This window comes from Dongia sp. (genome assembly GCF_041905885.1).
In the GTDB taxonomy this organism is placed as follows: domain Bacteria; phylum Pseudomonadota; class Alphaproteobacteria; order Dongiales; family Dongiaceae; genus Dongia.
Map to the genome: position 1 here is coordinate 38,671 of NZ_JAYRKD010000021.1, position 12,412 is coordinate 51,082.

Consider the following 12,412-nt stretch of genomic DNA (forward strand, 5'->3'; position numbering starts at 1 on the left):
AGACCTTCCCATGTCGCACAACAGCTTCGGTCACCTGTTCCGCTTCACGACCTGGGGCGAGAGCCATGGGCCGGCGATCGGTTGCGTGGTCGATGGCACGCCGCCCGGCATCACCCTGAAGGCCGAGGCGATCCAGCACTGGCTCGACCGCCGCAAGCCCGGCCAGTCGCGCTTCGTGACCCAGCGCCGCGAGCCCGACGCCGTGCAGATCCTCTCCGGGGTATTCGAGGACCGGACCACCGGCACGCCGATCTCGCTGCTGATCCAGAACGAGGACCAGCGCAGCAAGGATTATTCGAAGATCAAGGAGCAGTTCCGGCCGGGACACGCCGACTACACCTATTGGGCCAAGTATGGTGTGCGCGACTATCGCGGCGGGGGCCGCTCCTCGGCCCGCGAGACCGCGAGCCGGGTCGCCGCCGGCGCGGTCGCCCGCGAGGTCCTGAACCACATCTTGCCGAAGCCGGTGGAGATCCAGGGCGCGCTGGTGCAGATCGGCAAGCACAAGATCGACCGCGCCAACTGGAACTGGGCCGAGACCGAGAACAATCCCTTCTGGTCGCCCGATGCCGCGATCGTGGCGCGCTGGGAAGAGCATCTCGACGCGACCCGCAAGGCCGGCTCCTCCATCGGTGCCGTCATCGAGGTGGTCGCGCGTAACGTGCCGGTGGGTTTGGGCGCGCCGCTCTACGGCAAGCTCGACGCCGACCTCGCCGCGGCGATGATGAGCATCAACGCGGTCAAGGGCGTCGAGATCGGCGCCGGCTTCGAGGCGGCCCGGCTCTCCGGCGAAGAGAATGCCGATGAGATGCGGATGGAGAACGGCAAGGTCAAGTTCCTCTCCAACCAGGCCGGCGGCATCCTCGGCGGCCTATCGACCGGGCAGGATGTCGTGGTCCGCTTCGCGGTTAAGCCGACCAGCTCGATCCACACCCCGCGCAAGAGCGTCACCATCACCGGCGAGGAAGTCGACACCTCGACCACCGGCCGCCACGACCCTTGTGTGGGAATTCGCGCGGTGCCGGTCGGCGAAGCGATGATGGCGGTGGTGCTGGCCGACCATCTGCTCCGCCACCGCGGGCAGATCGGGCTCTAGCCGGTTATTCGCCGGCGGCGCGCGCCGGCAGATCGAGGGCCCGCAGCACGCAATCCTCCGGGAAGCTGAGCGTGATCGTGGTGCCCTGACCCAGCGTGCTGGCGATCTCGAGGTCGCCGCCGTGCAGCCGCATCAGCGAGCGCGAGATGTAGAGGCCGAGGCCGGTGCCGGGATGGCGCCGGCTGTAGGCGCTCTCGACCTGACGGAACGGCTTGCCCATTTCCTCGATCATGTTGGCCGGAATGCCGGGGCCGTTGTCGGTGACGGTCAGGCGCAGGCCTGGGACCTGAGCGTTGCAGGCGATGGTGATCTGGCCCGCCTGCGGCGTGAACTTGCAGGCATTGCCGACCACGTTGAGCAGGATCTGGCCGAAGGCGCGGCGATCGACCAGCAGGTCGGGGCAGTCGCCGCCGATCTGCACCACGATGCGGGCGCATTCCGGATAGGCGCGGCGGACCACGCGCAGCTGCTCCTCGATCGCCTTGGCCACGGCGCAATGCTCGCGGTTGATGCGGACCTTGCCGGCCTCGACCCGCGCCACGTCCAGCACGTCGTTGATCAGCGACAGCAGATAGGTGCCGCTGTCGTGGATGTCGCTGGCATATTCGACATAGCGCTGTTGCGCCTCGGGGCCGAACGACTGGTCGGCGATGATCTCGCTGAAGCCGAGGATGGCGTTCAATGGCGTGCGCAATTCGTGGCTCATGTTGGCGAGGAACTGCGACTTCGCCTGGCTGGCCGCCTCGGCATGGTCGCGCGCCGCGATCAGGTCGGCCGTGAGCTGGTTGCGGTGGATCGCGATCGCGGTATAGGAGGCCAGCCGGTTGATCACGTCGAAATCCTGCTGGTTCGGCCGGTACGGCCGGTCGTGATAGGTGGCGAAGGTGCCGAGCACCCTTCCGTTCCTGGCGATCAGCGGCACCGACCAGCAGGCGCGCAGGCCGTGTTTCAGCGCCACATGCTTGTAGTCTTCCCAGAGCGGATCGGTCGCGATGTCCTCGACCACCACCCGCTCGCCGCGATAGGCGGCGGTGCCGCAGGATCCGGTCTTCGGCCCGATGCGGACCCCGTCGATCGCGGCGCTGTATTCCGCCGGCAGCTTCGGCCCGGCGACGGTCTGCAGCGCGTTTTCCGGCGTCACCAGCAGCACCGAGCAGATCGAATCCGGCATCGCCGCCTCGGCCAGGCGGCAGACCTCGGCGACCGTGTCGCTGAGCGGCTGGCTCTCGGCGATGCCGGTCAGGATGCGGTGCTCCTCGGCGCGGAACAGCTCGTCGCGCTTGCGGTCGGTGATGTCGCGGAGCGCGGTCACCCGCGCGGTGCCGCCGCGATAGTCCACCAGGCGGGTGATCACCTCGACGGTGCGGCACTCACCGGACTTGATGATGACGTCGAATTCCTCGTTCTCGAACTGGCCGGACTGGATCCGCATCGCCAGCCGCTCGCGGTCGTAGGGTGCCACGAAGCCGGCGACCGAATGGCCGATCAGGTCCTGCGGCTCGCAACCCATGAAGCGGCAGAGCGCGCCGTTGACGTCGAGAATGACGTTGTCGCGATAGACGAAGACGCCGCTGAAGGTCGCATCGGCCAGCTGGCGGAAGCGCGCGAGCTCGCGCTCTTCCTCCGCCGCGGCCCGCAGCCGGGCGTTGCGCGAGATCAGCACCGCCACGATGCCGCAGAGCAGCGCCACCGTCGCCACGCCGAGCACGGCCAGCGCCGGTCCGATCTGCTCCAACAGCCTGTTCAGCGCGCCTGACATCCTCTGGGGAAGCCCTCTCTCGCCCCGGTTCCAGGATTGCAGTCGATCACAAATACTTTAATGCACCACTAAGCGGCGCGCTCAGCATATTCATACAATGCTATGCGATTAAAGGGAAAATGCGAACCGGGCGCGCCGGTTGCGCCGGATCAGCGCGGCAGGACCTGCCGGCAGGCGGCCTCGCGCGGCTGCCAGCCGCGCTGCTGCAATTCCGGCTCGGCCTGGTCCTCGACCGGCCAGCCGATGCAGAGATAGGCGACGAAGGACCAGGTCTCGGGAACATCGAGACTCCGGGTCGCCGCCACCGGATCAAGGATCGAGACCCAGCCGAGCCCGAGCCCGCGGGCCCGCGCCGCCAGCCACAAAGTGTGCACCGCGATCACGGCCGAATAGCGCAGGGTCTCCGGCATGGTCCGGCGGCCGAGCCCCAGCCCCTGCCCGGTCGTCTCATCGCAGAAGACGGCGAGATGGACCGGCGCCTCCTTGAGGCCCGAAAGCTTCAGCGAGGCATAGAGTGCCGCGCGCTCGCCGCGATAGCCGGACAGCGCCTCCGCATTCGCCGCCTGATAATTGGCGATGATCGCCGTGCGCCGTTCCGCGGCGGCCACATCGACGAACCGCCAGGGCTGCGCGTTGCCGACCGAAGGTGCCAGGCAGGCGAGATCGAGCAGCCGGTCGACCACGGCTTGCGGGATCGGGTCGGTGCGAAAATGCCGCACGTCGCGGCGCCAGGCCAGGAGCTCGGCGAGCTCGGCCTGGAACGGATGGCCGAAGCCGCGGTGCCGCGGCGTCGGCGCCGGGCGATAGAGCGGGACCCCGGAAATTTGATTGGCGGACATCAGGCGGCTGCGGGGCGGCGGGCTTCGATGAGATCGACGATCTCGCCCATGATTGTGTTGAGGTCGTAGTCCTTCGGCGTATAGACCCGCGCGACGCCGGCGGCCCGCAGGCGCTCGGCGTCCTCGGGCGGAATGATTCCGCCGACCACGACCGGAATGTCGGCAAGGCCCAGCCTCTTGAGCCGCGCCATCACGTCATCGACCAGCGCCACATGCGAGCCGGAGAGGATGGAGAGGCCGATCACATGCACGCCCTCCTCGAGCGCCGCGTTGACGATCTCGGCCGGGGTCAGGCGGATCCCTTCATAGACCACTTCCATCCCCGCATCGCGGGCCCGCACCGCGATCTGCTCGGCGCCGTTGGAATGGCCGTCGAGCCCCGGCTTGCCGACCAGGATCTTGATCCGGCGGCCGAGCCGCTTCGAGACGGCATCGACGCGGCCGCGCACCTTGCTGATATCGCTGCGCGCGATCTCGACGCTCGCGCGGGCGACGCCGGTCGGGGCGCGATACTCGCCGAACACCTTGCGCAAAGCGGCGCCCCATTCGCCGGTGGTGACGCCGGCATGCGCGCAGGCAATCGAGGCTTCCATGATATTGGCGCCGGAGCGCGCATCGCCCTCCAGCCGCTGCAGCGCTGCTGCGACCGCCGCCGCATCGCGCGCCTCGCGCCAGGCCTTGAGCCGTGCGATCTGCTCGCTCTCGGCCGCTTCATCCACCTTCATGAAACCGCCGTCGCTGCCGGCGGTGAGCGGCGATGGCGCGCTTTCGGTGAACTTGTTGACGCCGACCACGGTCTGGCTGCCGTTCTCGATCGCCGCCAGCCGCCGTGCGTTGGATTCCACCAGCCGCTGCTTCATATAGCTGCTGTCGATCGCGGCGACCGCGCCACCCATCGCGTCGATCCGCGCCAGCTCCTCGCGCGCGTCGCGCTTCAGCGCCTCCACCTTCTCAGCGATCGCGCTCGAACCGTCGAAGATGTCGTCGAACTCCAGCAGGTCGGTCTCGAAGGCGACGATCTGCTGCAGCCGCAGCGACCATTGCTGGTCCCAGGGCCGCGGCAGGCCGAGCGCCTCGTTCCAGGCGGGCAGCTGCACCGCCCGCGCCCGCGCGTTCTTGCTCAGGGTGACCGCGAGCATCTCCAGCAGGATGCGATAGACATTGTTCTCCGGCTGCTGCTCGGTGAGGCCGAGACTGTTCACCTGCACGCCGTAGCGGAAGCGCCGCAGCTTCGGGTCCTCGACCCCGTAACGCTCGCGCGCGATCTCGTCCCAGAGCTCGGCGAAGGCGCGCATCTTGCACATCTCGGTGATGAACTTCAGGCCGGCATTGACGAAGAAGCTGATCCGCCCCACCACCTGCGGCAGGTCCGCCGCCGGCACCTGCCCCGACTGCTTCACGCCGTCGAGCACGCAGACCGCCGTGGCCAATGCATAGGCCAGCTCCTGCACCGGCGTCGCCCCCGCCTCCTGCAAATGGTAGGAGCAGACATTGGTCGGATTCCACTTCGGCACTTCGCGATAGGCGAAGCTGATGACGTCGGTGATCAACTTCAACGACGGCTTGGGCGGGAAGATATAGGTGCCGCGCGAGAGATATTCCTTGATGATGTCGTTCTGCACCGTGCCCTGCAGCTTGGCCCGCGGCACACCCTGCTTCTCCGCCGCGGCGATGTAGAGTGCCAGCAGCCAGGGCGCCGTCGCGTTGATGGTCATCGAGGTGTTCATCTCGCCGAGCGGCAGGCCGTCGAACAGGGTCAGCATGTCGCCGAGATGCGAGACCGGCACGCCGACCTTGCCGACCTCGCCCTTGGCCAGGGCATGGTCGGCGTCATAGCCGGTCTGGGTCGGGAGATCGAAGGCGATCGAGAGCCCGGTCTGGCCGCGCGCGAGATTGGTCCGGTAAAGCCGGTTCGAGGCCGCCGCTGAGCTGTGCCCGGAATAGGTCCGGAACAGCCAAGGTAAATCCCTGGGGGGCTGCTCCCGCTTCTCGCCGCTCATCCACCCTCTCCCAAAATCCGCCGATTTGGCCGGCTTTTCATTGTGCACTGCAATATTGCCCCGGGCAGGCATCCCCAGGCAAGTCCCCCGCGCTGCATCCAAAGTCGCAAGCCCCGCGAAGGAGGATCAGCACAACCCAACTGGGAGGACAGCATGCTGATCAGCGACGCCGGCGTGGACGTGGTCCGCGCCGCCTATCATGCCTTCGGCCGTGGCGACATTCCGGCCATCGTCCATCTGCTGAGCGAGGACGTGGACTGGCGCTTCATCGGCCCGAAGCGCCTTCCCTATACCGGCCGCTTCAAGAAGGCGGAGGTTGCCGCCTGGTTCGCCGCGGTCGCCGCGGCCGACGACATCCAGGCCTTCGAGCCGCGCGAGTTCATGCCGGGCGGCGAGCATGTCACCGTGATCGGCTGGGAGCGCTGCGCCGCGATCCCCTCCGGCAAAGTCTTCGAGAGCGAATGGGTGCACGTCTTCACCGTGAAGCAGGGCAAGATCACCCGCTTCCTCGGCATCTACGACACCGAAGCCTCGGCGAACGCGCGCTAAACCGCGCGCAGCGCCTGCTCCAGGTCCTCGATGATGTCCTCAACATCCTCGAGGCCGACCGAGACGCGGATCAGCCCGTCGTCGATGCCCTGCGCCGCCCGCTGCTCGGCGGTGAGGCGCTGGTGCGTGGTGGTCATCGGATGCGTCGCCAGCGACTTCGCATCGCCGAGGTTGTTGGAGATCAGCACCAGCTGGAGCGCGTTCAGGAACTTGAAGGCGGCCGCCTTGCCGCCCTTCAGGCTGAAGCCGACCATGGTGCCGCCACCGTTCATCTGCTTCTGGGCCAGCGCGCGCTGCGGGAAGCCTTCCAGCGTCGGGTAGAGCACCTGCGCCAGCTTCGCATGCCCCGAGAGCTTGCGCGCGATGGTCTCGGCGCTGGCCGCCTGTCGCGTGACCCGCAGCTCCAAGGTCTCCAGGCCTTTCAGCAGCACCCAGGCATTCATCGGACTCAATGAAGGGCCGGTATGGCGCAGGAAGGGCTGCAGGGTCTCGGTGATGAATTTCTGCGTGCCCAGGATGACGCCGCCCAAGGTGCGCCCCTGGCCGTCGATATGCTTGGTCGCGGAATAGACCACGACATCTGCGCCGAGCTTCAGCGGCTGCTGCAGCAGCGGCGTCGCGAAGACGTTGTCGACCACCACCGTGGCGCCCGCGGCATGCGCCAGCTTGCTCACCGCCTCGAGATCGACCAGCCGCAGGCTCGGGTTGCTCGGCGTCTCCAGGAACACCGCCTTGGTCGGCTTGCCGAGCGCCTGCTTCCAGGCGTCGTTGTCGCGCCCGTCGACGAACACGCATTCGACGCCCCATTTCGGCAGGATCTCGGCCAGGATGAACTGGCAGGAGCCGAACAGCGCATCGGAGGAGACGATGCGATCGCCGGCCTTCACCTGGCAGGCGAGTGCGGCGAAGACCGCGGCCATGCCGCTCGCGGTTCCGCGCGCGGCTTCGGCGCCTTCGAGGTCGGCCATCCGCTCCTCGAACATCGCGACCGTCGGGTTGCCGAAGCGCGAATAGACGAAGCGCGGCTGCGAATTGTTGAAGGCGGCCTCTGCCTCCTCCGCGCTCTCATAGATATAGCCGGACGTGAAGTAGACCGGCTCCGCGGTCTCCTTGAAACCCGAGCGGGACTGGCCCGCATGCACCAGGCGCGTCGCGCTGCGCCAGTGCGACTTGATCTCGCGTTTGCTCGTCATTGAATCAGACCTCCGGACACAAAAACACCCCGACCGGCAAGGTCGAGGTGCAAAATGCGTGTCCCAGACCCTTTTAGCTGCATGTTTAACGTGGCCGCAAGCCGAGCTCAAATCGCCACGAAGTCCCGCGAGTATCCACGCCGGGACGCGAATGTCAACCAAGCGGACGCGCCACGATTCTGCCGCAATCTTCAGAGGCTTAGCGGCACCGCCTTCACGGCGAAGTGACCGCCGGCGGCAGAGGGGTTGATTAGGCTCGCGCGTTGTATGAGCGGGGACGAACCGCGATTCCAATCACTCAACACCGGGATCGCGGCCTGCGCAGGGCAGGATCAGCCCCCGACAGGAGTGGAGAAAAATCATGTTGCGCCTCAAAGGATCGAAGACGATCGCCGCCGCTCTCGCTGGCGGTTTGGCTTTGATGGCCGTCGGCGCCTCGGCCGCGCAAGCCGATGACTCGCATGGCAACGGCTGGGGCCACGGCAAGCACTGGAAGAAGCATGGCCAAGGCGACTGGGACGATGGTCCGCGCGTGGTCGTGCGCAACGGCTATTATTATTCACCGCCGCCGCGCATCCATTATGTGCAGCCGCGGCCGCCGGCCGTCTATTACGAAGCGCCGCCGCGCGTCTATTACGCGCCGCCGCCGCCGGTCTATGTCGTCCCGCAGCCGCAGCCGGCGATCAGCCTGCAGTTCCGGCTCTGACCTCGCGCGCTGCATCAGCGGCAACAACAAGCGCCCCGGCCGCAAGGCCGGGGCGTTCTTGTTTCCAGCACACGCTGCCGTGAGCGGATTCACACTGCCGTGAATCCGCGTGCTTAAGCCCCTGAAATCCAATTGAGAAAAAACGACTCGGAGAATTCGCTCCGAATTTGCAGGGCCGGCCGCGAACTTTTGACGCGCTCGATCGTTTACTGAGGCGAGATGACCGAAGGGCTTTCCACCACGGAATTCGCCCTACGGGGGAACCTCTCGCGGGTCATGGAATTTGAGAAGGAGTCACATCCCATGAAGCGCGTTATCGCGAGCGTTCTACTCGTGGCTTTCCTGTCCGGCTGCTCTGGCATGTCGAACCAGGAACAGCGGACCGTGTCGGGCGGCGCCATTGGCGCAGCGGGCGGTGCCGGCGTGGGCCTGCTCTTTGGTGCACCGGTTGCGGGCGCGCTGATCGGCGGTGCCGCGGGTGCCGCTACGGGCGCGCTTTGCTGCGGCGACGACCGTTAGGATCGACCGCGAGGCTCCATCAACCACACGGGAACACAGGCAACTGTTGAGAGCGGAATAATCAAAAGCGCTGTGGTTTCGGACCCCCGACTGGAACCACAAAAGCGCCCGACGAGGTCCAACTCTGGCCCGGTCTCCCCACCCACGGACCTGGACCTTGTCGCTGAGGCAGATGCCTCGCCTGACGCCCGGCGCAAGCCGGGCGTTTTCTTTTGGGCCGGATCTCACCCGCCCCGTCCCACCCCCGTGAATGGTGCGCCGCGCACTTTGCGTGCAGTATTTAATTTCATACTTTTGATCAATCGCGCATCTTTTGAACAAACGACCCCTATTCTGAGACAGTTTCATAAAGAATCGGGCTTGACCCTTCTGCAATTGCGAAGGCAGGATGCAACGGATTTCGCATCTGCGAATTAATTTGGACACCTCTAGGGGGCATGGGAGCAGGCTTATGAGTGACAATGCCGTCGTCATTCCGCTGACCAAGAAGAATGGCGCGGAGGCGCCCAAAAGCCCGCCGCTGAAGGCGCTCTATGAGCTGGGCGAGATCCCGCCCCTCGGCCATGTCCCTGCCAAGATGTATGCCTGGGCGATCCGTCGCGAGCGCCATGGCCCGCCCGACAAGTCGATGCAGGTCGAGGTCGTGGAGACGCCGAAGCTCGAGGCCGACGAGGTCCTGGTCATGGTGATGGCCGCGGGCGTCAACTACAACGGCGTCTGGGCGGGCTTGGGCAAGCCGATCTCCCCTTTCGACGTGCACAAGGCCGAGTATCACATCGCCGGCTCCGATGCGTCCGGCATCGTCTGGGCGATCGGCTCCCGTGTGAAGCGCTGGAAGGTCGGCGACGAGGTCGTGGTCCATTGCAACCAGGATGACGGCGACGACGAGGAGTGCAACGGCGGCGACCCGATGTTCTCGCCCTCGCAGCGCATCTGGGGTTATGAGACTCCCGACGGCTCCTTCGCCCAGTTCTGCCGCGTGCAGGGCCGCCAGCTGATGCCGCGGCCGAAGCACCTCACCTGGGAAGAGAGCGCCTGCTACACCCTGACGCTCGCGACCGCCTACCGCATGCTGTTCGGCCATCGCCCGCATATTCTGCGCCCGGGCCACAACGTGCTGGTCTGGGGCGCCTCGGGTGGCTTGGGCTCGATGGCGGTGCAGCTGATCTCCACCGCCGGCGCCAACGCGATCGGCATCATCTCCGATGAATCGAAGCGCGACTTCGTCATGCAGCTGGGCGCCAAGGGCGTCATCAACCGCAACGACTTCGACTGCTGGGGCCAGCTCCCGGATGTCGACGACAGCGCGGCCTATGCCGAGTACATGAAGAAGTGCCGCGCCTTCGGCAAGGCGATCTGGGACATCACCGGCAAGGGCATCGACGTCGATTTCGTGTTCGAGCATCCCGGCGAAGCGACCTTCCCGGTCTCCTGCTTCGTGGTGAAGCGCGGCGGCATGGTGGTGTTCTGCGCCGGCACCACCGGCTACAACATCACCTTCGACGCGCGTTTCGTCTGGATGCGCCAGAAACGCATCCAGGGCAGCCATTTCGCCAACCTGCTGCAGGCCAGCCAGGCCAATCATCTGGTGGTCGAGCGCCGCATCGACCCCTGCATGTCCGAGGTCTTCCCCTGGGAAGACATCCCGGCCGCGCATATGAAGATGTGGAAGAACCAGCACAAGCCCGGCAATATGGCGGTGCTGGTCCAGGCCAAGCGTCCAGGCCGGCGCACTATCGAAGACTGCATGGAAGAGTGATGTCGGCGCAGATGGCTAGAGCTGCCGATGATACGGCAGCTTCTCCATTGCTGCCGAACCTCCTCGAACGGTGTCACGCCGGCCTCAATGCCGCCGAGATCATCGTCGAGGCCGCGCGCCGCGCCGTCACCGCGCGCGTGGCGCCGAGCGGCAAGGTCGACAGCGCGGCCTTCGACCGCAACCAGTTCGCGGCCCATGGCTTCGCCTGGCTCTCGACCTATGCGACGGCCCTGGCGCAGCTGCTCGCCTGGGCCAAGCGCCTCAATGAAACCGATCGCTTCGGCGAGGCCGAGGCGCTGATCCTGCAGATCGGCTTCGGCGAATATCTGGCGCAGATCGCCGGCGGCTTCCCGATGAGCCAAGGCGAGATCGTGCGCCCGGCCGATCTCGGCCTCGCGGCCACAGACCTTCGGCCGCTCGAGGCCGTGCAGGACCTGATCGCCTCCGGCAACAGCGCCGAGACCAGGGCCGCCCTCGCGCGACACATCGCCGAAGGCCGCTTCGGCGAGGCGGCGCTGGACGACGAGGCGCTGACCATCATCCAGGACCAGTTCCACGCCTTCGCCGAAGCCCATCGCGAGGCCGCCCATCAATGGCACCTCAAGGACGCGCTGATCCCGATCGAAGTGATCGAGCAGCTCGCCGAGATGGGAGTCTTCGGCCTGACCGTGCCGGAGGATTTCGGCGGCGCCGGTCTCGGCAAGCTCGCCATGTGCGTGGTGACCGAAGAACTCTCGCGCGGCTATATCGGCCTCGGCTCATTGGGCACCCGCTCCGAGATCGCGGCCGAGCTGATCCGCCTCGGCGGCACCGAGGCGCAAAAGCAGCATTGGCTGCCCAAGCTCGCCTCCGGCGAGATCTTGCCGACCGCCGTCTTCACCGAGCCCAACACCGGCTCCGACCTCGGCTCCCTGCGCACCCGCGCGGTCAAGGACGGCGACGTCTACAAAGTGACCGGCAACAAGACCTGGATCACCCACGCGTCGCGCAGCGACGTGATGACCCTGCTGGCGCGCACCGATCCGAACTCGACCGACTATCGCGGCCTCTCCATGTTCATCGCCGAGAAGCCGCGCGGCACGGAGGCCGATCCCTTCCCCGCCAAGGGCATGAAGGGCGGCGAGATCCCGGTGCTCGGCTATCGCGGCATGAAGGAATACGAGCTCTCCTTCGACGGCTTCGAGGTCAAGGCCGAGAACCTGCTCGGCGGCCAGGAGGGCGAAGGCTTCAAGCAGCTGATGGCGACGTTCGAAAGCGCCCGCATCCAGACCGCGGCCCGTGCCGTCGGGGTCGCGCAATGCGCCATGGAGCTGGGATTGAAATATGCCCGCGAGCGCATCCAGTTCGGCAAGCCGATCTACGCCTTCCCGCGCATCTCCGGCAAATTGGCCTGGATGGCGGTCGAGACCATGATCGCCCGCCAGCTCTCCTATTTCGCCGCCCGCGAGAAGGACAGCGACCGCCGCTGCGACATCCCCGCCGGCATGGCCAAGCTCCTGGCCGCGCGCACGGCCTGGTCGAATGCCGACAACGCACTGCAGATCCACGGCGGCAACGGCTACGCGCAGGAATACCCGATCAGCCGCGTGCTGTGCGACGCCCGAATTCTCAACATCTTCGAAGGCGCCGCCGAGATCCAAGCCCAGGTCGTCGCCCGCGGGCTGCTGAGCGGAAGAAACTAGCAGCGACCGTCACGCGCCACAGCCGCTTCAACAGAATCCCCTCCCTCAAGATGGGGGAGGGCCAGGGAGGGGGTTGACGTCTCCGAAGGCACCTCCACCCGCTTCCGCTGCATATTCCCGAATTCAGGCGACGTGGCTGCGAGACGCGCTGCGCCGATCGTGATACAATCGCCGCTTGCCCTCCGTAGCGCGCAGCGCGAAGGCGGGTGCTGTTTGAAATCGTGAATGTTGTTTGCTCCGCGGGCGCAGCGAGCATGCTGCTCTGCAACGCAGACCGGACGCAGACAGAATCTTCGAGCAGGTTCAGCCG

Annotated in this window: 10 protein-coding genes and 1 riboswitch; of the genes, 6 read left to right on the plus strand and 4 right to left on the minus strand. The window is 66.4% G+C overall.

What is annotated here, in order from left to right:
• Positions 1–10: 10 nt before the first annotated feature.
• Positions 11–1,096 carry a chorismate synthase gene (gene aroC / locus ACH2CY_RS19515; protein WP_395021035.1) on the plus strand — a complete coding sequence of 362 codons (1,086 nt, stop codon included), beginning with the start codon at positions 11–13 and terminating at the stop codon, positions 1,094–1,096.
• Positions 1,097–1,100: 4 nt separating this feature from the next.
• Here aroC and ACH2CY_RS19520 read toward each other — a convergent pair whose 3' ends face one another.
• From ACH2CY_RS19520 to ACH2CY_RS19530, 3 genes are all read right to left on the minus strand, one after another.
• On the minus strand, positions 1,101–2,831 hold the full coding sequence (locus ACH2CY_RS19520) for an ATP-binding protein (protein ID WP_395021037.1): 1,731 nt from the start codon (positions 2,829–2,831) through the stop codon (positions 1,101–1,103).
• A gap of 173 nt (positions 2,832–3,004) precedes the next feature.
• Positions 3,005–3,694, minus strand: coding sequence for a 5,6-dimethylbenzimidazole synthase (bluB, locus tag ACH2CY_RS19525; protein WP_395021039.1), 690 nt, complete (start codon positions 3,692–3,694; stop codon positions 3,005–3,007).
• On the minus strand, positions 3,694–5,694 hold the full coding sequence (locus ACH2CY_RS19530) for a methylmalonyl-CoA mutase family protein (RefSeq protein WP_395021040.1): 2,001 nt from the start codon (positions 5,692–5,694) through the stop codon (positions 3,694–3,696). Before ACH2CY_RS19530 ends, bluB begins: the two co-directional genes overlap by 1 nt.
• A 153-nt stretch (positions 5,695–5,847) precedes the next feature.
• Here ACH2CY_RS19530 and ACH2CY_RS19535 point away from each other — a divergent pair, with 153 nt between their 5' ends.
• Positions 5,848–6,243, plus strand: coding sequence for a nuclear transport factor 2 family protein (locus ACH2CY_RS19535; RefSeq protein WP_395021041.1), 396 nt, complete (start codon positions 5,848–5,850; stop codon positions 6,241–6,243).
• Here ACH2CY_RS19535 and metZ read toward each other — a convergent pair.
• Complete coding sequence (gene metZ / locus ACH2CY_RS19540) at positions 6,240–7,436, minus strand: O-succinylhomoserine sulfhydrylase (protein ID WP_395021042.1); 1,197 nt, start codon at positions 7,434–7,436, stop codon at positions 6,240–6,242. The genes ACH2CY_RS19535 and metZ overlap by 4 nt on opposite strands.
• Positions 7,437–7,488: 52 nt before the next feature.
• A riboswitch (SAM riboswitch) is annotated at positions 7,489–7,565 on the minus strand.
• Positions 7,566–7,797: 232 nt separating this feature from the next.
• Here metZ and ACH2CY_RS19545 point away from each other — a divergent pair.
• The 4 genes from ACH2CY_RS19545 to ACH2CY_RS19560 all read left to right on the plus strand — a co-directional run bounded on the left by ACH2CY_RS19545 (position 7,798) and on the right by ACH2CY_RS19560 (position 12,102).
• Positions 7,798–8,142: a hypothetical protein gene (locus ACH2CY_RS19545; RefSeq protein ID WP_395021044.1), complete on the plus strand. Its 345-nt coding sequence runs from the start codon at positions 7,798–7,800 to the stop codon at positions 8,140–8,142.
• Between the two features lie 219 nt (positions 8,143–8,361).
• Positions 8,362–8,661, plus strand: a complete 300-nt coding sequence (locus tag ACH2CY_RS19550; RefSeq protein WP_395021046.1) for a YMGG-like glycine zipper-containing protein — start codon at positions 8,362–8,364, stop codon at positions 8,659–8,661.
• Between the two features lie 451 nt (positions 8,662–9,112).
• Complete coding sequence (ccrA, locus tag ACH2CY_RS19555) at positions 9,113–10,420, plus strand: crotonyl-CoA carboxylase/reductase (RefSeq protein WP_395021048.1); 1,308 nt, start codon at positions 9,113–9,115, stop codon at positions 10,418–10,420.
• A gap of 11 nt (positions 10,421–10,431) precedes the next feature.
• The gene (locus ACH2CY_RS19560; protein ID WP_395021049.1) at positions 10,432–12,102 is read left to right on the plus strand and encodes an acyl-CoA dehydrogenase family protein; all 1,671 of its coding nucleotides are present in this window, start codon (positions 10,432–10,434) and stop codon (positions 12,100–12,102) included.
• Positions 12,103–12,412: the final 310 nt, after the last annotated feature.